The organism is Marinobacter bryozoorum (assembly GCF_023156245.1).
In the GTDB taxonomy this organism is placed as follows: domain Bacteria; phylum Pseudomonadota; class Gammaproteobacteria; order Pseudomonadales; family Oleiphilaceae; genus Marinobacter; species Marinobacter bryozoorum.
On the sequence record NZ_JAKZAH010000032.1, the window covers coordinates 1 to 19,518 of the forward strand.

At 60.9% G+C, this 19,518-nt stretch carries 21 protein-coding genes; 9 read left to right on the forward strand and 12 right to left on the reverse strand.

Annotation, left to right across the window (positions count from 1 at the left end; genetic code table 11):
• Positions 1–424 precede the first annotated feature (424 nt).
• Positions 425–715: a type II toxin-antitoxin system Phd/YefM family antitoxin gene (locus MLC59_RS14905; protein WP_248235718.1), complete on the forward strand. Its 291-nt coding sequence runs from the start codon at positions 425–427 to the stop codon at positions 713–715.
• Positions 660–926 (forward strand): type II toxin-antitoxin system RelE family toxin, encoded by a 267-nt coding sequence (locus MLC59_RS14910; RefSeq protein WP_248235719.1) that lies wholly within the window; start codon positions 660–662, stop codon positions 924–926. The genes MLC59_RS14905 and MLC59_RS14910 overlap by 56 nt, the downstream gene beginning before the upstream one ends.
• Before the next feature lie 43 nt (positions 927–969).
• On the opposite strand, the gene MLC59_RS14915 is transcribed toward MLC59_RS14910, so the two are convergent.
• The 5 genes from MLC59_RS14915 to MLC59_RS14935 all read right to left on the reverse strand — a co-directional run bounded on the left by MLC59_RS14915 (position 970) and on the right by MLC59_RS14935 (position 4,698).
• A complete protein-coding gene (locus MLC59_RS14915) occupies positions 970–2,205 on the reverse strand; it encodes an aromatic amino acid transporter (RefSeq protein WP_248235720.1) in 1,236 nt (411 codons plus the stop codon).
• A 71-nt stretch (positions 2,206–2,276) separates the two neighbouring features.
• On the reverse strand, positions 2,277–2,441 hold the full coding sequence (locus tag MLC59_RS14920; RefSeq protein ID WP_248235721.1) for a hypothetical protein: 165 nt from the start codon (positions 2,439–2,441) through the stop codon (positions 2,277–2,279).
• 109 nt (positions 2,442–2,550) lie between these two features.
• Complete coding sequence (locus MLC59_RS14925) at positions 2,551–3,000, reverse strand: DUF4124 domain-containing protein (RefSeq protein WP_248235722.1); 450 nt, start codon at positions 2,998–3,000, stop codon at positions 2,551–2,553.
• Positions 3,001–3,032: 32 nt separating this feature from the next.
• Positions 3,033–4,223 (reverse strand): multidrug effflux MFS transporter, encoded by a 1,191-nt coding sequence (locus MLC59_RS14930; protein ID WP_248235723.1) that lies wholly within the window; start codon positions 4,221–4,223, stop codon positions 3,033–3,035.
• Between the two features lie 82 nt (positions 4,224–4,305).
• Positions 4,306–4,698 (reverse strand): diacylglycerol kinase, encoded by a 393-nt coding sequence (locus MLC59_RS14935; RefSeq protein WP_248235724.1) that lies wholly within the window; start codon positions 4,696–4,698, stop codon positions 4,306–4,308.
• A gap of 139 nt (positions 4,699–4,837) precedes the next feature.
• Here MLC59_RS14935 and MLC59_RS14940 point away from each other — a divergent pair, with 139 nt between their 5' ends.
• Positions 4,838–5,716 carry a hypothetical protein gene (locus tag MLC59_RS14940; RefSeq protein WP_248235725.1) on the forward strand — a complete coding sequence of 293 codons (879 nt, stop codon included), beginning with the start codon at positions 4,838–4,840 and terminating at the stop codon, positions 5,714–5,716.
• A 107-nt stretch (positions 5,717–5,823) separates the two neighbouring features.
• Positions 5,824–6,882, forward strand: a complete 1,059-nt coding sequence (locus MLC59_RS14945; protein ID WP_248235726.1) for an alpha/beta hydrolase — start codon at positions 5,824–5,826, stop codon at positions 6,880–6,882.
• A gap of 306 nt (positions 6,883–7,188) precedes the next feature.
• Here the strand turns inward: MLC59_RS14945 and MLC59_RS14950 are convergent, their stop codons facing one another.
• From MLC59_RS14950 to MLC59_RS14970, 5 genes are all read right to left on the reverse strand, one after another.
• Entirely contained in the window at positions 7,189–7,701 is a 513-nt protein-coding gene (locus MLC59_RS14950; RefSeq protein WP_248235727.1) for a hypothetical protein, read from the reverse strand.
• Between the two features lie 2 nt (positions 7,702–7,703).
• Complete coding sequence (locus tag MLC59_RS14955; RefSeq protein ID WP_248235728.1) at positions 7,704–8,009, reverse strand: ElaB/YgaM/YqjD family protein; 306 nt, start codon at positions 8,007–8,009, stop codon at positions 7,704–7,706.
• A 121-nt stretch (positions 8,010–8,130) separates the two neighbouring features.
• Positions 8,131–9,339: a glycolate oxidase subunit GlcF gene (gene glcF, locus MLC59_RS14960; RefSeq protein WP_248235729.1), complete on the reverse strand. Its 1,209-nt coding sequence runs from the start codon at positions 9,337–9,339 to the stop codon at positions 8,131–8,133.
• Positions 9,340–9,341: 2 nt separating this feature from the next.
• A complete protein-coding gene (gene glcE, locus MLC59_RS14965; RefSeq protein ID WP_248235730.1) occupies positions 9,342–10,418 on the reverse strand; it encodes a glycolate oxidase subunit GlcE in 1,077 nt (358 codons plus the stop codon).
• The gene (locus MLC59_RS14970; RefSeq protein ID WP_248235731.1) at positions 10,411–11,940 is read right to left on the reverse strand and encodes an FAD-linked oxidase C-terminal domain-containing protein; all 1,530 of its coding nucleotides are present in this window, start codon (positions 11,938–11,940) and stop codon (positions 10,411–10,413) included. The genes glcE and MLC59_RS14970 overlap by 8 nt, the downstream gene beginning before the upstream one ends.
• A gap of 240 nt (positions 11,941–12,180) precedes the next feature.
• On the opposite strand from MLC59_RS14970, the gene MLC59_RS14975 reads away from it, so the two are divergent.
• From MLC59_RS14975 to astE, 5 genes are all read left to right on the forward strand, one after another.
• On the forward strand, positions 12,181–12,951 hold the full coding sequence (locus tag MLC59_RS14975; protein WP_248235732.1) for an ABC transporter ATP-binding protein: 771 nt from the start codon (positions 12,181–12,183) through the stop codon (positions 12,949–12,951).
• Positions 12,952–13,037: 86 nt separating this feature from the next.
• Complete coding sequence (locus MLC59_RS14980) at positions 13,038–13,793, forward strand: transporter substrate-binding domain-containing protein (protein ID WP_248235733.1); 756 nt, start codon at positions 13,038–13,040, stop codon at positions 13,791–13,793.
• Between the two features lie 48 nt (positions 13,794–13,841).
• Positions 13,842–14,549, forward strand: a complete 708-nt coding sequence (locus tag MLC59_RS14985; RefSeq protein WP_248235734.1) for an ABC transporter permease — start codon at positions 13,842–13,844, stop codon at positions 14,547–14,549.
• Between the two features lies 1 nt (position 14,550).
• Positions 14,551–15,273, forward strand: a complete 723-nt coding sequence (locus MLC59_RS14990; RefSeq protein WP_091854558.1) for an ABC transporter permease — start codon at positions 14,551–14,553, stop codon at positions 15,271–15,273.
• 3 nt (positions 15,274–15,276) lie between these two features.
• The gene (gene astE / locus MLC59_RS14995; protein ID WP_248235735.1) at positions 15,277–16,293 is read left to right on the forward strand and encodes a succinylglutamate desuccinylase; all 1,017 of its coding nucleotides are present in this window, start codon (positions 15,277–15,279) and stop codon (positions 16,291–16,293) included.
• Positions 16,294–16,305: 12 nt separating this feature from the next.
• Here astE and astB read toward each other — a convergent pair whose 3' ends face one another.
• Both astB and astD read right to left on the reverse strand, forming a co-directional pair.
• The gene (gene astB, locus MLC59_RS15000; protein WP_248235736.1) at positions 16,306–17,682 is read right to left on the reverse strand and encodes an N-succinylarginine dihydrolase; all 1,377 of its coding nucleotides are present in this window, start codon (positions 17,680–17,682) and stop codon (positions 16,306–16,308) included.
• Between the two features lie 305 nt (positions 17,683–17,987).
• Positions 17,988–19,460, reverse strand: coding sequence for a succinylglutamate-semialdehyde dehydrogenase (gene astD / locus MLC59_RS15005; RefSeq protein ID WP_248235737.1), 1,473 nt, complete (start codon positions 19,458–19,460; stop codon positions 17,988–17,990).
• Between the last annotated feature and the right edge of the window lie 58 nt (positions 19,461–19,518).

Below are 19,518 nucleotides of genomic sequence, written 5' to 3' on the forward strand. Positions count from 1 at the left end.
GGATCAAATTATTGAATCAATTGCTCGTCTATCCGATAAGCTTAATAATAAGACGAACTTTTGTTAAGGCACACTAGTCTCCAGCGATCCCAAACCGAAGCCTATAGACCCGACTGCGGGCTCGTCCTTGTCGCCCATTGGCTGAACCGGCATCACGTATCAAAATCGCCCACACCGTTGCTGAGCGACACAGTTTTGCGACCATTGAACTGGTCCGGACCGATTGTTTGTTGCTACCAGGATCGACCACCGAATCCGAGTACGCTCTCTTTATCTCTTTTTTTAGATCTTTTTTTAGACCTTATTCTTGGTATTATTAGCTGGTGCCCGTTTTGCTGATGAAGCGCCCCCAATGGTGCCGATTGATGGCTACCAGTGAGAAAGGGCAATAATGAATGACGAAGGCACCAGAGAGGTAAGACAAATGAGAAGCCTGTTTGCGAGGCTCGCAGCCACCATTTCCGAGCTCAAGGCTAACCCGAACGAGGTTCTCAACCAGGCGAACGGTGAGCCGGTTGTGATTCTGAGCCATAACAAGCCCAGGGCCTACATGGTGCCTGTCGAGACCTATGAACAGATGCAGGAGCAACTTGAGGATTACCGGCTACTCCTCGCGGCTCGCGAACGCATGGACGACGAATCAGTAACGGTGAGCATCGATGAGTTACGAGCTGCAATTCAAGAAAAAAGCGCTCAGGGAGTGGAACAAGCTTAACCCTGCCGTGCAGTCGGAGTTTCTGACCATCCTGGAACGTCGCCTGGAAAATCCAAGGGTTCCGAAGCACAGCCTCAGAGGCGACCCAAACCTTTACAAAATAAAGTTGCGGTCCCAAGGCTTCCGACTGGTCTACCATGTGGATGACGGTAAGCTCGTGGTCACGGTTATCACGGCTGCCCATAGAGACACCGTTTACAAACGATTCTAAGATGGCTGTGGTGCCATTAACACTGGACTACTGCCACCCATATCTAACTCAACTGGGCCACCGGCAATACCCCCGCCAGCGCCATGAAGTGAAAGGCTACCGTAAGGACACCAAACCCCAGCACCAGCAGGATCCCAGCCTGTCCACCGGGGGCCATGAAGCCTGACCGGCCGCCCTCCAGCATTCGTGACTTCCTCGCCAGCAGGGCCGGGACTATGCAGGTCCAGACTGCAGCGGCTGCGCCGGCGTAGCCGATGGCCAGCACGAAGCCAAAGGGTGCCAGCAATGAGAGCAGCAATGGTGGGATAAAGGTGATGACCCAGGTTCGGGTGCGGCCCTTGCGATCGTTGGTGAAGCCGAACAGGTCCGCCATGAAGTCGAAGGTGCCCAGGCCGACGCCTACAAAGGACGACAGTATTGCCGCAGCGGAGAAGGCACTGATGGTATTTGCCACCCGCTCGGAGTCGATGGCAAACCCCAGCGCTGCCAGCAGGACATTCACATCACCACCCTCGGCAACCACTGGCCCGAAGTCCGCCCTTGGCAGGTTGCCAAAAATGGTAACCAGCCAGGCCAGGTAGAACAGCAGCGCGATCGAAGTACCGCCGAGGATGGCCTTTTGCGCCTTGCGTTCCCCGCCATAGTAGGCACGAAGAGAAGCAACGGAGTGATGGTAACCAAAGGATGTGAGCGCCACGGGCAGCATGGCCAGTGCATAGGGCGCGTAATGAGCGCCTTCATTCGAGGTGTCGAACAGAACACCGAGATCAATCCGGGCCGCCAGCCCGGATACACCGAGCACAAAGCTCAGCAGCATGAAGGTAACCAGCATGACCGACAGCCGGTCAACTGCCCGGGTGGAGTGCCAGACAACCAGGGAGAAAACGGCGACGAAGGCGACAGAGGCAAGCTTGTTGTTGATACCGGTCAGGTCCCGGATGATCAACCCTGACGACGTGATGTAGGCGTAGAGCAGGATGCCGCCGACGAAGTAGACCATCACATTGCTGAACACATTGACCCGCGCCCCGAGCAGGGAGCTGGTGACCGTGTTGAACGAAGCTCTCAGCTCAAAGCGCTTGAAGGCCTCCAGCAGCATCCAGCCAGACAGGGTCATGACCGACATGGTCAGCACCAGCGCCAGGGCGGACCACAGTGTCCACGCCCCGGCCCCGGAACTGGGCAGGCCCAGCATGCCGGCACCCACGCACACGCTGGCAATAATACTGGCGCCACCGACCAGGGACGGGGGACGACTGGGGGCTGGCTGATCTGTCACTTCACGTCAGCCATAAGGTAAGCAGGTCGCATAATCAGGGAGTCAGCAGGAAGACTTTCGTAAAACCACGTTCATGCGGCCTTGCGAAAGTCCTCCATGCTGCCCATCCTTACCGCCTTGTCCCGGGTGCGCTTGTATTTGCTCTTGTCCTCAACAACCCGCATCTGGTACTTCGGGGTTCTCAGTTCACGTTGCACAGCACTGTGCTGAGTGGCTTTCGCCTTTTTCCTGGCCATATCGGGTTCTCCTCTGGTGGCCGTTGATTTACGCCGGGGATTGTACCACTGTCTGCCAACCTTGAAGCGTACGCAATGCCCGTGACGGCCGGACCCCGCCCCGTTTGGTCTAATTCCGCAAACAGTCCCAGGCCCGCTTTCCGGACAATTCCCGGCGTTCCGCGCGAAGGCGATTGCCCTGATTCACCGAGTACCCGCCAGCCCGCAGCCGGCTGTCGATTCTCTCAATACGCTCGACCAGGGCCTGGCAGTGGGCCTCGTGTTCACGGGCCTCAATCTCTTTTCTACGTTTTTTCTTATCATTGTCGTTCCCTGAGTGTGTCCGGGCTTGCAACTCACGCCGCCCCCGGGCCACGGACTCGGCAGCGCTGATATTCCCGCGCATCTCGATTTCGCTGTAACCTTCGAAACGGAACGCCTGGTGGACCTGTTCAGCAGGGGCAGCGTCGCTGTAGTGCACCACGCCTTCCTCGTCGGTCCATTTGTAGACCTCGGCGGCCAAGGCGTTGGGAAGGGCAAGCAAAGCCGGCATCACGAGAAGGGGCAGCCATCCTGGCATCGGAAACCTCCATGTTATCGAAGCTCCGGAGGTTACCCGGCCTCGGCCTCCCGGGCAACGGCACGAGGTGCCCCAACAGCGAGGATCACGGCACCGAGGGAACAGGTGGCCATGGTAAGCACAATCGGCAAAAGCGCATCACCAGCGTAGGTGGCGGACAGCGCACTGAAGATCCCGGCAAAGGTGAACTGGCTGGCCCCCAGCAGGGCGGAAGCCGTGCCACCCAGGTGCGGGAAGTACTCCAGCGCGTTGGCCATGTTGTTGGGAATAATGGCCCCCATGCACCCTACCCCGGCGATGATGCAGCCTGCGACCACCCAGTAGGGCGCCTCAAGCCAGGCGCTGGCCACCAGCGCCATCATGGCCACAAACTGAACCACTACGCCAATGCGCAACAACACGGTAGACCGATAAGTAAGCAGCAGTCGCCGGTTGAGCAGGTTCAGCACCGCCATCATCCCGACATTAGCCGCAAACAGCCCCGAGAACCCCGACTTCGAGAGGCCGAACCACTCCTGGTAGATAAACGAGGCATGGGTGATAAACACCAGCATGGCACTGAAGCACAACACCTGGATCCCGATGAACCGCATGGTGGTGCGGTGTCGCAGAACCAGGGCGTAGTTCGTGACCAGGGTGCTCACAGGGGTTGATACTGGTTTATGGGCCGGCAAGCGCCGGAACATCACCAGTTTGAGGACAAACCCGAGGAAAACGGCGTACGCCGTAAGCATCAAAAAGACGGCCGGCCACTCTCCCACAGCCAGCAACAGGGCGCCGATAGAAGGTGCTGCCGCTGGCGCCACGAACATGATCAGGCCGATCAGCCCAAACAGGCGGGCGGCATCCTGTCCGTTGGTGGTGTCCCGCACGATCGCCGGAACCGAGACCGCACAGAAAGCGCCGCCAATGCCCTGGACAACCCGCCAGAGAAGCATTTCATCCAGGGAGGCAGCCCGGGACACCATGAAAGCGGCGCAACCGAACACCAGCAAGCCGCCCAGCAGGATCAGCTGCCGCCCGTAACGGTCGGACAGCGGGCCACCCACCAGCTGCGCCAGGCCCAGGGCACCCACATAGGCACTCAGGGTCAACCCCACGTCGCCCAGGCTCACCCCCAGATCTGCAGCAATCTCCGGAAAAGCAGGCAGGTAGGCATCCAGCGCAAGGGGTCCCAGCGCTACGGTCATTCCCAGTAATACGGCCAGACGAAACTGCGACAAAGCCTTCCTCCCAAAAGGTAGACAGCTAACCGTATTTTGACGGAATGCGCAATCGCAATCTCTACGTCTGCAGGCTCGCCCCTTACCCGATCAGGATGGTGGCCCAACAGACGAAGATTAAAACCAGCCCCATAAACTGCGCGGCACTGCCCATATCCTTGGCGGACTTCGAGAGTGGATGCAGTTCCAGGGAAATGCGGTCCACCACGTGCTCAATGGATGAGTTGATCAACTCTATGGTCAATGACAGCAAGGGCGTAAGCAGCAACAGGGCCCGCTCCACCGGGGAGACATCCACCCAGAGCGCAATGGGCAACAACACCGCGTTCAGCAATACCAGCTGGCGAAACGCCGGCTCGGTGCGGAAAGCGGCCCGGAACCCCTGCATGGAATAACCGGCGGCATTGAGGATACGTCGTAGCCCGGTACCGCCTTTGAGCTCCCGGGCTGTCTTGGGGTCAGGTAAGTCAGACATGGATCTCGTTCGCTGGTCATTGGTCAGGAGGCATTATGTCAGGCCAACACGGCCCCTGTCCTGCCGATGGCGTTCCAGTCAGGCCGCCACAGCGGTATGATCCGTCTCTGTTAAACGAACCGACAGCGTGGAAACGCCCATGATGATGACTCGCCTGCCCAAAACCCTCACCCTGCTGTGCCTGCTGGTCCTGGCCGGTTGCAGTAACCCGGAAACCCCACAGGAAGTCACCCAGGCTTTCTGGGAGGCTGTCATTGAAAATGACGCCGACACAGCAGCCGAACTGTCCACACTGGTGAACGAATCCGGCTTCGACGGGTTCGGGCTGGACTGGACCGGCGCCGAGGCCAGCTGGGGCCGGGTGGTCGTTGAGGGTGAACATGCCAGCATTGGCACGACCTTTACCGGACTCCAGGCCACCAGCGGCGAGGCACTGGAGACCACCACGCGGCTGATCCGCATCAACGACCGGTGGCAGGTCGACTATCACCACACTGCTGACGAAATTAATGGCGACCGCCGGCTTGAAAGCCTGATGGGCAGTTTCCGCGATCTGGGCGAATCCCTGCGGTCACGCTTTGCCGACGAGTCAGAGCAAGCGGCGCAGGAAATGGACCGCCTGGCCACAGAATTCGCCACCCTCGCCGGGCAAGTCGAGCGTGATATTTCGACCCTGGTAGACCAGTACAGCCAGGAGCTGCAACGGGAAATCGACGCCTTTTCCCGGTCACTGGATGAAGCCCGCAGCCAGAACCCGGACGCCAGTGCGGACGATCAACGAACATTGGACCAGGCCCGGGAAACCATCGAGGACCAGAAAGAAACCCTGGAGCGGGAGGGCTCAGACGCCGCAGCCGAGGTCAGCCAGGAACTGGCGCGAGTCCAGCAGCAACTTTTAGAGCTGTCCGGCCAATCCTTCGATCAGCTCAAGGAGGAACTGGCCAACTGGACCAGGCAACTGAACCGGGAACTGGAAAGCCTTAACCGGCAGGCCCGGGAGCAGCAGGAGGGTCAGTAAACCATGTCATTCGGGGTCTGGCTGATGCTTGCAGAGGTCGCCTATCTGTTCCGCCCAATATCCAGGAGTCCGGTTTGCCACTAAGGATCACTCTCCCAGCAGCTTTGATGATCGCGTTTTCGGGGGGCCTTGCCGAAGCCCAACCGATCCCTCCGGTTAAACTGGAGCTCTCCGGCGAGGCCGCACCGGAACTGCTGGCCGACTTCCGCCAGGCGCTAAGGCGCATGGAAGAGCGCCGCCAGAAACCGGAAGCCCCGGTGAGCGCGGACCTTTCATCCGGCCGGGTCGACCCGGGGCAATTCTGGAAAGTCGAGCAGGACATTCCGTACACCGTCAATGGCTCCAGCCCCCGCCAACGACTGGATATTGTCTATCCCTTCGAGGGCGAACCGCCCTACCCCACCATTGTGTACTTCCACGGCGGAGACTGGCAGTCCGGTAGCCGTATGGCGGCTGCAGACGCCGCAATATTCAGGTCCATCTACCAGGGCTATGCCCTGGTCACCGCGGGCTACCGCCTGGCGGACGAGGCACTCTGGCCGGCGCCTTTGCACGACGCCAAGGCGGCCATTCGCTATCTGCGCGCCAGCGGGGAGCAATACCAGCTGCAAACCGACCGGCTTGTGGTCTGGGGCCGTGGCAGTGGCGGGCACATTGCCCAGATGCTGGGGGCCACCAACGACGACCCGACAGCGGAGGATACCGCAATGGGCTATGGTGAAGCGTCGTCAGCAGTACAAGGCGTGGTTTCCTGGAGTGGGGTGTCAGACATTACCAACCTGCCCGAACAGACCCGGGGGGCTGCCGATGCGCTGATGGGCTACCCGGCCTATATGAGTGAACTGGCGCTGGAGGCCAGCCCGGTGGCGCAGGTTGCCCCGGACTTCCCGCCGATCCTGCTCGTCCACGAGACAGGCGTCGAAGCCTTCCCTTTCGAACAGTCCGCTCGCATGGCAATCCGGGTCAACGCCACCACGGGCAAACCCATGGCGACGCTGAAGCTGATCGTGAACGGCGACCGGAACCCACAGGATGGGGACAGCCCAGAGGTTATGTCTTACAGCCTGGATTTCGCGGACAAGCTCCTCTTCCCCGACGAGGGTAACCCGCACCGGTCAGATTTCTACCCTGCCATTCAAACGCTTGATGTGGAGAATTCGAATTAGCATCCCGCGCGAGTTAGCGCATCTGATCACAATTTAGCCAATCGAAACAATAATTTTTCGCCGTAATATTTCGCGAACGGCGAACAATTGATCTATGCTGCCTTGAAACCGTATACAAGTTGACATGCATCAAGAACAACAAAAGGAGCAACAATGAAAACGGTTCGACGCAGCGACATGGTCATACCCGCCTGGATTGTTATCCTCGGCGGCTCCGCAGCCTTTGTGTATTGCGCCTACGCGGGACTGCTCTGATACGGGCAGGGATTAACGGAGAGAGCAGGAATGCCGGCGAGCCTGAAGAACTCAGGGCTCGCCGCCCAAAGGTGTGCCTTCACCAGGATCAGCTCCACCCCCGGCATCTGGAGAGTCGCCGGCCCCGGATGATTCAGCCTTGGCCTGGCGCATAAAGGCCATGCCGCTTTGCAGGACCATCGCCCGGAAACGGGCGTCCGCCTGCCCGAAGATACCCAGGGCAAATGCTCCCAGGGCCGCTTCCAGCGGATTGTCGCGAATGGTCTGTTCCAGGCGCTCACGCATCGTCATTTCTTCCTGTTCGCTGTCGCCACCACCCGATGTCGCCCGGGCACTGATCAGTCGCCAGAAGAAAAGACCCAGCAGCAGGAAACAGGCACCACCCGAAATTGCGAGGGCGCCCGCCTGTCCAACCAGTGGGGTAAGGCCGGCGGTTGCCGCCCATAACAACAGGACCAGGCCAGCGATGAGGAGGGCCGACAGCAAGGCAAATGCCAGCAGTGCTCCGATGAGCGCGGCAATGGCCTTGCGGGCCAGCCCTTCGATTTCCTGTTTGGAGTACATGGTTACCGGTCGAGCAGCTTGCCAACCACCAGTCCGGCCAGGAAGAGGATAATGACCGTCAGGAACGGCCGCTCGGAGATACGCTCTTCAGCTTCATGGAGCGCCTTCTCGCCGGCGCCGCGGGCGTAGTCCAGCGCTTCCTGGCTTTCCCGGCGAACTTCGTCACGGAAGTTGTTCAGGTTGCTCTTCTGCCCGTCGGCCACGCTCTTGCTCAGTTTGGCCAGGTCTTCCCGCAATGCCTTCAGGTCAGCTTTGACCTGCTCGTATTCAGCGTTGGATTCCTTGACGTCCTGGGATTGTGCTGCCATTGCCTATCTCCTTGATGGATGATGACTTTCCAAGTGTTTTCTGACCGTGCCTCCTCAAGGTAGCACAGGTGTGACGGTACGTCGGCATTATTGAGGCAATGTCATGGTCTGACACCGCCCGTCATTGGTCCAGCAACTCGATCCAGTGTCGCACCGGAACGGACGAACGGGTTTCCAAGTGCAGCTGGCACCCCACATTGGCGGTGACAATCTCATCGGGCTGGCCTATTGTCAGCGCAGCGAGTTTGTTGGCCAGTAGCCGCTGGCTCAGCTCCGGCTGCAGCACCGAGTAGGTACCCGCGGAGCCGCAGCAAAGGTGTTTATCGGTGGTTTCCGCCAGCTGGATGCCGGCCTTTTCCAGCACCTGCTCCACCACGCCGTTCTGCTTCATGGCATGCTGCAGGGTGCAGGGGCAATGGAAGGCCACCTTGCCTTGCCGGTTCGACAGACCCAGGCGGTCCAGGTCCTGCTGCAGCAGAAACGCCCCCAGGTCCACCGTCAGTTCGCTCACGCGGTGAGCCTTGTCGGCGTATGCCGGGTCGTCCTTCAGCAGATGACCATAGTCCTGGACCATGGCGCCGCAGCCTGAAGCCGTCATGACGATGGCCTCGGCCCCGTTTTCAATGGCTGGCCACCAGGCGTCTATGTTGCGGCGCATATAATCGAGGCCATCGTCGTGCTCACCCAGATGATAACTGACGGCACCACAGCAGCCTGCCGCCGGCGCCTCCAGCAGGGTGATCCCCAGGCGGTCGAGCACCCGGGCGGCAGCGGCGTTGGTGTTCGGTGTCGCCGAGGGCTGCACACACCCGGCCAGTGCAAGAACTTTGCGCTGATGGCTCCCGGCCGGCCAGGGGCTGGCCTCGCGTCTTGGGGGAATCTTGCTGCGCAGGGGTTCCGGTACCATGGGGCGGGCAACCTGACCGACCCGCAGCAGGCTTCCGAACAGGCGCCGGTTGGGCAGCACCCGCACCAGCGCCTGTCGCAGCCACCGTTCCCGGGCCGGTCGCTCCATCCGCTCTTCCATCAGTCCCCGGCTGATATCCAGCAGGCGGCCATACTGTACGCCGGAAGGGCAGGTGGTTTCGCAGGCCCGGCAGCTCAGGCAGCGGTCCAGGTGCTCCCGGGTCTTTTCCGTGGTTTCGTGTCCCTCCAGGAACATTTTCATCAGGTAGATGCGCCCCCGGGGGCCGTCCCGCTCGTCACCCAGCTCCTGGTAGGTGGGGCAGGTCGCCGTGCAAAAACCGCAATGCACGCAGCTGCGTAATATGGCTTCAGCCTCCTGGCCTTCCGGTTGTGCCGCGAATTCCTGAACAAGGTTGGTTTGCATAGTTACAGCCAGCTATAGAGATGTCCGGGATTGAAAATACCGTTGGGATCAAAGGCAGCTTTCAGGCGCTGCTGGATCGCTCGCAGCGGCGACGGTTGCGGATGCATCACCTCCCCGCTGCGATCACCGTGGCAGAACAGGCTCACCTGCCCTCCGGCCCGGGCGGCCCGTTCCGCCATGACGGACAGGGAGTCATCCTGCCGGCTCCAGCGCTGGGCACCGCCCCAGTCAATCAGCGCCTGGTTACCCAGCTCCTCCATGGCAGCGGTCGGATTGACGGAGAAACGCCACAGGGGCTCGCTGCCACTGAAGAAGGGTAGCCGCTGATCACGAAGATCACGCCAGAAGGCCTCGCCGTCCTCACGCACCTTCATTTCGCCACCACTATCCGCCATCCAGCGCTTTGCCGTTGCCTCTACGGCAGCGGCCGCACCGGACAGACGCAGGTACAGGTGGCCGTCGTACCAGCAAGCCGCCGACAGGGGCTTGGGCTGGCCAGCCAGCTGGTTCATAGTGGCGATGGCCTGCTGTTGCGCCATGGGTTGTACCAGGGTCTGCTCCATGGCGGGCAGCGGCAGCACCTTCAGGGAGACCTCTGTGATCACACCCAGCGTACCCAGGGCGCCGGCCTGCAAACGGGAGGCGTCATAGCCCGCCACATTCTTCATCACCTGGCCACCAAACTTCAGGTGTTCGCCCCGACCATTGATCAGCCGCAGGCCAAGCACGAGGTCCCGCACCGAGCCCTGCCAGGGACGGCCCGGGCCGGACAGGTTCGCGGCCAGGGTACCGCCGATGGTGTCCGTGTCGCCAAACCGCGGTGGCTCGAACGCCAGGCGCTGGTTGTTCTCCGCCAGCACCGCATCGATATCCGCCAGGCGGGTTCCTGCCCTTGCCGTCATCACCAACTCCACCGGTTCATAACTGACAATGCCGGTATGCTCTGCCAGGCTCAGGGGCTGCCCCCACAGGCCACGCCCAAGGAAAGATTTGCTAGCTCCGCCGGTAATGGCCAGTGCGGTCCCCGTTTCAGCCGCCTGTTTAACCTGTTCTGTCAGCTGCTGGCTGATATCACCCATGACTTGCCTCCCCTGCCTGTGAGGCGTCGGGCTGGCGCAGGGGGCCAATGGCACGGTACTCCTGGCATTGGCGAAGGGTAGGCACACCCTTGCCCGGGTTCAGGATACCCAGGGTATCGAAGGCCTGCTTGATGGCATGGAACTGGGAGACTTCGAGGTTGCCGAACTGATTGGGCATCTGCCGAATTTTCTCCATCCCCACACCATGCTCTCCAGTGATGCTGCCACCAACGGCAACGCAGAGGTTCAGGATGTCACCGCCGAAGGCTTCGGTACGCTCAAACTCCCCTTCCACATTGGCGTCGAACAGGATCAGCGGGTGCAGGTTGCCGTCACCGGCGTGGAATACGTTGGCAACGCGCAGCCCGTAATGGTCTGACAGGCGCTGCATTTCAGTCAGAACGTGGGCCAGCTGGCTTCGGGGAATGGTGCCGTCCATGCAGTAATAGTCGGGGGAGATTCGCCCTACCGCCGGGAAGGCGGACTTGCGGCCTTTCCACAGCAATGCCCTTTCCTCCTCCGAGCCGGAGGTACGAACCGACGTGGCCCCCAGTGCCCGGAACAGGGATTCGGCCTGGTGGATATGGTCGTGCACTTCTTCCTCGGTGCCGTCCACCTCGCACAGCAACAGTGCTGCCGCATCGGTGGGGTAACCGGCATGGGCGAAGTCTTCGGCCGCCTGGATGGCAAAGCCGTCCATCATTTCCAGGCCGCCGGGAATAATGCCATGGCCGATGATCCCGGCCACGGCCGCGCCGGCTGCCTGGACCGTATCAAACCCGGCCATGACCACCTGGGCCACTTCCGGCTTCGGTAACAGCTTGACCTGCACCTCGGTGACAATCCCCAGCAGTCCTTCCGAACCGGTCATCAGCGCCAGCAGGTCCATGCCACAGCTGTCATAGCCATCGCTGCCGATCGTTACCCGCTCACCCTCGGCGGTGACCACTTCCACACTGAGCAGATTGTGGACCGTCAGGCCGTATTTAAGGCAATGCACCCCACCGGAGTTCTCTGCCACATTGCCGCCGATGGTACAGGCGATCTGCGAAGACGGATCCGGGCCGTAATACAAGCCATACTTCGCGGCCGCCTCGCTGATGGCCAGGTTACGCACACCCGGCTGCAGGCGGGCACTGCGGGCCTGGGGATCAATGGACAGGATTCGATTGAACTTCGCCAGCGACAGCACGATACCGCCGGCATGGGGCATGGCCCCGGCACTCAGCCCTGTGCCGGCGCCCCGGGCCACCACCGGGACCTCTTCAGCGTGGCAAATGCGCATGATCTGCTGCACCTGTTCCACGGTTTCCGGCAGCAGCACCATCTGCGGCATTTCACAGTACATGGAGAGGCCGTCGCACTCGTAGGGACGGATGGTCTCATCATCGGTGATCACAGAGTCCGGGCTGAGAAAGCGCCGGAAGCGATCAGCGAGGCTTGCCCGGTACACCGGGGGGAAATCCGTACGCCCGTCAATGGGCCGGGGCGTGTCCGTTTCATGGGAGTTTGCCACTGACATGATTCAACCTGTCGCGATTATGGCTGTTGTTTCAGCTCATCATAGGGAAGGCTGCGCCGGAGCACCACCAGACTTTTGTTGATCAAATCAGCTATCCTCCCAGACGTGCCAGTTGATTTTCTGTGTCGCAATCCGTACAAAGAGCGCCTTTCTGTAAAATGTGTGCATTTTCTGTTCATGGTGGCGGATCTTTCGTGTATTTTTCACGCATCATGAAGAAGTCATTACCGGAGTATGGCCATGGCGGACGTCGCCCCCCTGATCTGCAGGGACATCCACAAGACTTTCGACCAGAACGAGGTGCTCAAGGGCATTTCCCTGGAAACCCGCAAGGGCGATGTGGTGTCGCTGATCGGCAGTTCCGGCTCCGGCAAGAGTACCTTCCTGCGCTGCATTAACCTGTTGGAAACACCCACCTCTGGCGACATTATCGTGCATGGCGACCCGATCCGCTTCAAAACGGATCGCAAGGGCGAGCGTATTCCCGCCGACAACCGCCAGGTGGAGCAAATCCGCGCGCGGCTTTCCATGGTCTTCCAGGGCTTCAACCTCTGGTCCCACATGACGGTACTGGAGAATGTAATCGAAGCGCCGGTACATGTACTGAAAGTGCCGCGAAAGGAGGCAATCGAGCGCGCGGAGGCCTATCTTCACAAGGTAGGCATCTATGAGCGCAAGGACTACTACCCGGCCCAGATGTCTGGCGGGCAGCAGCAGCGGGCGGCCATCGCCCGTGCCCTGGCCATGGAGCCGGAGGTGATGCTGTTTGACGAACCCACCTCTGCCCTTGATCCTGAACTGGTGGGCGAGGTTCTGAAAGTGATGCAGGGACTGGCCGAGGAAGGGCGCACCATGATCGTGGTGACCCACGAGATGGCCTTCGCCCGGGATGTGTCCAGCCAGGTCCTGTTCTTGCATCAGGGAGTGATCGAAGAACAGGGAAGCCCTGAAAAAGTCTTCGATCACCCGGAATCGGAGCGCATGCAGCAGTTCCTCGCGCCCCGGTTCTGAGCCAGCTCAAACGCTGGTAAAACGAAAAAACAGGACTGGAAAAAAGAGTCCCGACAACCCTGAAATCGCAACACTGGAGAAACCCCATGAAGAAAATGATTGTTGCAGCGGGCTGCGCCCTGGCCATGATGGCCGGTTCGGCACTGGCCCAGGACGGCAGGGATATTCGTATCGCCTTTGACGTGCCCTACGAGCCCTTTGAGTACCGGGATGACGACGGCAACCTGACCGGCTTCGAGGTGGAGCTGGCCGAGGCCATGTGCGAGGAGATGAACGCCAACTGCGAGTTCGTGATCCAGGCATGGGACGGCATGATTCCGGGCCTGCTGGCACGCAAGTTCGACGCCATCATGTCTTCCATGTCCATTACCGAGGAGCGGGCCGAGCGGGTACTGTTCTCCGAGCCCTACTACATTACCCCGGGCGGCTGGTTCGGTCCGGAGGACTTCGATACCGACGTCACTGACATGGACGCGATGGAAGGCAAGACCGTAGGCGTTCAGCGCGGCACCACCATGGACACCTACGTGACCGATGAGCTTGGCGGCATTGTCAGCATCAAGCGTTACACCACGGCCGACGACATGGTCCTCGACCTGGAAGGCCAGCGCCTGGACGTGGTCTTCGTGGACTACCCGGTGGGCGAGCAGACCGTACTGAGCAAGGACGGGTTCAAGGAAGTGGGCGAGCCGGTCAAGCTGGGTGAAGGTGTCGGCGTCGCCATGCGCAAGCGTGACAAGGACCTGGCCGAGGAAATCAACGCAGCCCTCGAGACCCTGAAGAATGATGGCACCTACGACGCCATCATGGACAAGTACTTCAGCTACGATATCAAGATGTAAACCACGAGGTGGCCGGTTCTGCCCGGTCACCTCTGCCCGGATGCCCCCATGATCGATCTTAAAGGCTATGGTCCGCAGCTTGCCGAAGGCGCGGTCGTCACTATCGAACTGGCCTTCCTGTCCCTTTTGCTGGCCTTGTTCCTGGGTCTCACCGGCGCTGCAGCCAAACTGTCTGCCAGCCGGGTTGCCCGGGGGATAGCCACCACCTACACCACGATCGTCCGGGGTGTGCCGGACCTGGTCATGATGCTGCTGTTCTACTACGGCGGCCAGGTTCTGGTGAACGGTATTTCGGACCTGCTCTACGAACACTACGAAATCGACTGGTTCTTCCAGTTCGACCCGTTTATTTCCGGTGTACTGACCATCGGCCTGATCTTCGGCGCCTACATGGCCGAAACCTTCCGCGGCGCCTTCCTGGCGGTGGAAGCCGGTCAGATTGAAGCGGCCCGCGCCTATGGCTTCACCCGCTGGCATACCTTCCGCCGGGTCATGGTGCCCCAGATGCTGCGCCATGCCCTGCCCGGTATCGGCAACAACTGGCAGGTGCTGCTGAAAACCACCGCGCTGGTATCCATCATTGGGCTCACGGACATGGTTCGTGTGGCAGAGGAAGCGGCCAAGGCCGAGCGGTCGCCTTTCCTGTTCTTTATCCCGGTTGCGGCGGTCTACCTGGCACTGACCGCCGTAACCGAGTTGTTTATCAAGTGGCTCAATCGCCGGGCCAACGTCGGCGTCGTGCAGGGGGAAGGCTGATATGCCGGACTTCATTACCGCCTGGCTGGACCAGAACGACGTCTTCACCACCATGACCATGCTGGAATACTGGAACGGCCTGGTACAAACGGTGCAACTGGTGTTCCTGTCCCTGATCATCGGCTTGCTGGTGGCCGTGCCCCTGGCCATCCTGAGAACGAACCGCCGCTGGTGGGTGTCCGGACCGGTGTGGGTGTACACCTACCTGTTCCGGGGCACCCCGCTGCTGATCCAGCTGTACATCATCTATTACGGACTGGCCCAGATTCCCGGCATCCAGGAAACCTTCTGGTGGTCCATCTTCCGGGAGCCTTTCTACCCGGCCCTGCTGGCCTTCACCCTGAACACCGCGGCCTACACCACGGAAATCTTCCGGGGCGCCATTGCGGCCACACCCCAGGGCGAGATTGAAGCGGCCAAGGCCTATGGTATGAGCTGGTTCCTGCGCCTGCGTCGCATCGTGCTGCCCAGCGCCGCCCGTCGCGCGGTGCAGGCATACTCCAACGAAGTCATCTTCATGCTCCACGCCAGCGCCATTGCCAGCGTGGTGACCATCGTGGACCTGACCGGGGCGGCCCGTAATATTTACTCCCGCTTCTACGCGCCCTTCGAGGCGTTTATCGGGGTGGCACTGATTTACATGGCCCTGACCTTCCTGCTGGTGTTCGCCTTCCGCAAGCTGGAGAACCACCTGCTCCGGCACCAGCGGCCCGCCGGGGGCTGAGCCGTGGGCCCGGCGCAGGCACTGTTCGATCGCCACGGGGACTGGTTATCCCACACCCTGGCGATGAGCGAACAGGCCTGTCCGGTAGCGGCTGTAACCCTGCCTAATGGCGGACAGCTGCAACGTCTGGGTACCGGCCTGCTGCGCTACCACCCTGACGCCGGAACAATCCCGAAAACCGGCCTGATCCTGTCCGCCGGCATCCATGGTAACGAGACTGCTCCTATCGAGCTGCTCAATGGGCTGGTAAACGACCTGCTCCAGGGCCGGCTGCCCCCCCGAATTCCGCTGCTGCTAGTCCTCGGCAACCCGCCGGCCATGGTGGCGGGAGAACGCTTCATCGAGCACAACCTGAACCGCCTGTTCTGCGCTGCCTGGCAGGACTACCCGGATTGCCATGAGACTCGCCGGGCCGATCAGCTGGAGGCGATTTGCCGGAAATTTGGGGAGGAAACCAGCCTGCCCCTGAAGCACTACGACCTGCACACCGCCATCAGGCCTTCCAGGCGGGAGAAGTTCGCCCTTTATCCCTATGTGAAAGGCCGGCAAGTGCCGGAAACGGAGCTTGATTTCCTGACCGACGCCGGCATCGGAACCGTGCTGTTGCAGCACAGGCCGGCAACGACATTTTCCGGCTTCAGTGCGGAGTGCCTGGGTGCGGAAAGCTTTACCCTGGAACTGGGCAAGGTACGACCCTTCGGCCATAACGACCTGAAACGGCTGAACCGGCTGCGAAGCGCCCTGATTGACCTGCTGGAACAAAGGCCACCAGCGAAGGCTGCCGGCCCACACCGCCCCGAGATATTCCAGGTGGTCCACGAGGTCATCAATACCGGGAAGGGATTCCGCTTTCACATAGCGGACGAGGTGGCCAACTTTACGGAATACGCCCCCGGCACCCTGATCTGGGAGGATGCGGACACGCAACACCGGGTGGGTGATCAGCCGGAGGCGGTTATCTTCCCCAACCCTGAGGTGCCGGTGGGGCACCGGGTGGCGTTGATGATCACAAAGACCTAATCTCAGGCATTTTCATACCTCATGCTGGAAATCGTAGATAGACCCCAACCCCAGAATCCCGGTCAGTTCATCCAGGGCGTGGCGGCTCTCTCTCAGCAGCTCAGGATCCGCCAGGTCCGCCGGTGACAGCGCGTCCCGATAATGCCCCTGCACCCAGGCCACCAGCCGGTTGTAGAGATCGTCGGTGAGCAGCACACCCTGGTTCATCGCCGAAACCGCCTCGTCTGCCAGCGCCACCCGCAAACGCAGGCAGGCCGGACCGCCGCCATTGCGCATGGACTGGCGCAGGTCGAAGGTCTCGATGCCGGTGATGGGGTTATCAGCCGCCAGCACCTCATCCAGGTACCGGTTAACCGAAGGCACCTCACGGCACTCCGCCGGCACCACCAATAGCATGCCGTGTTCCATCGACAACAACTGACTGTTGAACAAATAGGATGACACCGCATCCCTGAGCGACACCTGGCCGGACGTCACACGGATAGTCTCCAGCGGTGTATCCCCGAGTTTCTCCCGCAACTCCGCCAGCATGGGTTCCTCATTCAGGAACGCTTGTTCATGGTAGAACAGCAGGTTTTCATTACCCACGGCGATCACGTCGTTGTGGAACACCCCGGCATCGATGGCCGCCGGGTTCTGCTGGGCGAAGACCGTCCGATCCGGTTTCAGCTCATGGAGGCGGGCCACGGCCCGGGAGGCCTCCAGGGTCTGCCTTGCCGGGTAGGTCTGCGGTATCGCGGCACGGCTGTCGAAGGCCATCTGGCCATACACAAACAGCTCAACGCCGGGCCTGCCATGGCCGGCACACAGGCGGGTATGGTTGGCGGCGCCTTCGTCACCAAACTGAGGCACCGACGGCAACGGGGCGTGGTGGGCGAACCAGGCCTCGTCAGTGAAAATGGACCTAAGGATGCGCCCGGTTTCCGCCGCCTCCAGGGAGCGGTGGAAGCTGGAAGACAGGTTAGCGGGGGTAAAGTGCACCCGATGGTCGGCGGTGTCCGCCGCCGGCGAGACGGTAGCGGCGTTGGCAACCCACATGGAGGAGGCTGAGCTGACCGCTGAGAGCAACTCGGGGGACTCTTTTGCCACACGGGAAAGAATGGCCTCCTCGGTGCCATGGAATCCGAGCCGCCTAAGCGTTGGCATGTGAGGACGTTCCTGTGGTGGCAACACGCCTTGCAGCAGCCCCCGGTCGGCCAGGGCTTTCATCTTGGCCAGTCCCTGCAGCGCAGCCTCTTTCGGATTGGATACCTGGTTGGCGTTGGCTCCCGACGCCAGGTTGCCCCGGGCGAGACCCGCGTAGTTATGGGTCTGGCCGACGAGGCCATCCAGGTTCAATTCCCGGGTGGTTGATTGGGAGCTGGCGTTCTCAGGGTTGTACGTATCCATTGTGTATCGCCTTTACTTTGGGCTCTTTTAACCTTCAGGCAACCGAAAAGTTCGAGTGTCCACGGATTGAGAAGATTTTCCGGGACCTTCAAAAACAGGGGTGGAACGCGTAAGCGTTTCACGGGCTGGCCACGGATGGCCAGCGCTGGACCTTCAACGCGACGCAGGAGCAGTTAGCGTTGAAGGTTTTTGAAGAGCCCCCATGGATGGGTTCACGGCGTGTCCCGAAATGCCTCATCGGCCTGCGGGGGCCTCCACGCAAGCCGGCAGACCAGGAATTGGGAGGTCAACGCAGGCAGCCACAACTACAGCTTCAACCCGGGAGCCAACTCTTCCGGCAACGAAACCCGCTCAGACTCAAGGGAGGCCATAGGCCACGCACAATAATCCGCAGCATAATAGGCACTGGGCCGATGGTTACCGGAATCCCCTACCCCACCAAAGGGCGCCGCGCTGCTGGCACCGGTCAGTGGCCGGTTCCAGTTCACGACACCGGCGCGGACCTCCTCCACCAGCCGGTCATACAACGCTCGCTTATCCGTCAGGATACCGGCCGCCAAACCAAAACGAGTGCTGTTCGCCAACTCGATGGCCTCATCGAAATCCTTGTACCGGTAAACGCTCAATAGCGGCCCGAAATACTCCTCATCAGGTGCCTCAACCCCGGTCAGGTCCACAATGCCCGGGGTCAGCAACCCTGTGCCTTCCTCATGTGACATCTTCAGCAGCGACTTGCCGCCCGCTGCCGTCAGCTTGTGCCAGGCCTCCATCAGCCGGCCGGCTGCGTCCGGCGAGATAACAGCACCCATGAAGGGCTGCGGGTCCGCGTCGTACTGACCGACCGAAATACCCTTTGCCGCCTCGACCAGCTTCTCCACAAACGCATCCCCCGCCTTGCCCTCGGGCACCAGCAACCGGCGGGCACAGGTGCAGCGCTGCCCGGCGGACAGGAACGCCGACTGCAACGTGTGGTGAACCGCAGCTCGGGTGTCTTTTACATCCTCAACGATCAGCGGGTTATTGCCACCCATTTCCAGCGCCAGGATCTTTTGGGGCTGGCTGGCAAACTGTTCGTGGAGAAGTTTCCCCACCGTCGAGCTGCCTGTGAAGAACAGCCCGTCGATCTGTTCGTGTCCGGCCAGGGCGCGTCCTGTATCGGCTTCCCCCTGCACCAGGTTCAGCACACCATCCGGCAGGCCCGCCAGGTGCCATAGCCGCACCGTCATTTCTGCCACACTGGGAGTCAGCTCACTGGGTTTGAACACAACCGTGTTGCCCGCCAGCAATGCGGGGACGATATGGCCATTGGGCAGGTGCCCGGGGAAGTTGTACGGGCCGAAGACAGCCACGACACCGTGAGGCTTGTGGCGCAGTACCGCCTTTCCTCCAGGCACGTCGGAGGTTCGCTCACCGGCCCGTTCTTCCCGCGCCCGGACGGAGATATCGATCTTGCCAATCATGGCAGACACTTCCGTGCGGGATTCCCACAGCGGCTTGCCGGTTTCTCGGCCGATCTGATAGGCCAGTTCTTCGCGGTGTTCTTCCAGCAGTTCGCCGAAACGGCGAATGATCGCCTCACGCTCCTTTACTGGCTGTCGAGCCCAGGCGGGAAAGGCCCCACGGGCCTCTTTCACGGCGGCATTGACATCATCCAGGCCCGCACCGATGCCCTGCCAGAGGGTTTCCCCGGTCACCGGATGGAGCGACTCCAGCTCCTCACCATGGCCGGACGTCCATAGCCCGTTTATGAACAGTTCGCCGGTTAGCGTCAGACTCATGGAACACCTCCGTGCCCACAGTAGATGGAATGACCTGTTTCCCCAAAGACCTACTAAA

Excerpts from the sequence above, each read along its gene's own strand:
- MLC59_RS14905 (WP_248235718.1), top strand. The coding sequence starts at position 425 with ATGAGAAGCCTGTTTGCGAGGCTCGCAGCCACCATTTCCGAGCTCAAG.
- MLC59_RS14910 (WP_248235719.1), top strand. The coding sequence starts at position 660 with ATGAGTTACGAGCTGCAATTCAAGAAAAAAGCGCTCAGGGAGTGGAAC.
- MLC59_RS14920 (WP_248235721.1), bottom strand. The coding sequence starts at position 2,441 with ATGGCCAGGAAAAAGGCGAAAGCCACTCAGCACAGTGCTGTGCAACGT.
- MLC59_RS14925 (WP_248235722.1), bottom strand. The coding sequence starts at position 3,000 with ATGCCAGGATGGCTGCCCCTTCTCGTGATGCCGGCTTTGCTTGCCCTT.
- MLC59_RS14935 (WP_248235724.1), bottom strand. The coding sequence starts at position 4,698 with ATGTCTGACTTACCTGACCCCAAGACAGCCCGGGAGCTCAAAGGCGGT.
- MLC59_RS14940 (WP_248235725.1), top strand. The coding sequence starts at position 4,838 with ATGATGATGACTCGCCTGCCCAAAACCCTCACCCTGCTGTGCCTGCTG.
- MLC59_RS14945 (WP_248235726.1), top strand. The coding sequence starts at position 5,824 with ATGATCGCGTTTTCGGGGGGCCTTGCCGAAGCCCAACCGATCCCTCCG.
- MLC59_RS14950 (WP_248235727.1), bottom strand. The coding sequence starts at position 7,701 with ATGTACTCCAAACAGGAAATCGAAGGGCTGGCCCGCAAGGCCATTGCC.
- MLC59_RS14955 (WP_248235728.1), bottom strand. The coding sequence starts at position 8,009 with ATGGCAGCACAATCCCAGGACGTCAAGGAATCCAACGCTGAATACGAG.
- glcF (WP_248235729.1), bottom strand. The coding sequence starts at position 9,339 with ATGCAAACCAACCTTGTTCAGGAATTCGCGGCACAACCGGAAGGCCAG.
- glcE (WP_248235730.1), bottom strand. The coding sequence starts at position 10,418 with ATGGGTGATATCAGCCAGCAGCTGACAGAACAGGTTAAACAGGCGGCT.
- MLC59_RS14970 (WP_248235731.1), bottom strand. The coding sequence starts at position 11,940 with ATGTCAGTGGCAAACTCCCATGAAACGGACACGCCCCGGCCCATTGAC.
- MLC59_RS14975 (WP_248235732.1), top strand. The coding sequence starts at position 12,181 with ATGGCGGACGTCGCCCCCCTGATCTGCAGGGACATCCACAAGACTTTC.
- MLC59_RS14980 (WP_248235733.1), top strand. The coding sequence starts at position 13,038 with ATGAAGAAAATGATTGTTGCAGCGGGCTGCGCCCTGGCCATGATGGCC.
- MLC59_RS14985 (WP_248235734.1), top strand. The coding sequence starts at position 13,842 with ATGATCGATCTTAAAGGCTATGGTCCGCAGCTTGCCGAAGGCGCGGTC.
- MLC59_RS14990 (WP_091854558.1), top strand. The coding sequence starts at position 14,551 with ATGCCGGACTTCATTACCGCCTGGCTGGACCAGAACGACGTCTTCACC.
- astB (WP_248235736.1), bottom strand. The coding sequence starts at position 17,682 with ATGGATACGTACAACCCTGAGAACGCCAGCTCCCAATCAACCACCCGG.
- astD (WP_248235737.1), bottom strand. The coding sequence starts at position 19,460 with ATGAGTCTGACGCTAACCGGCGAACTGTTCATAAACGGGCTATGGACG.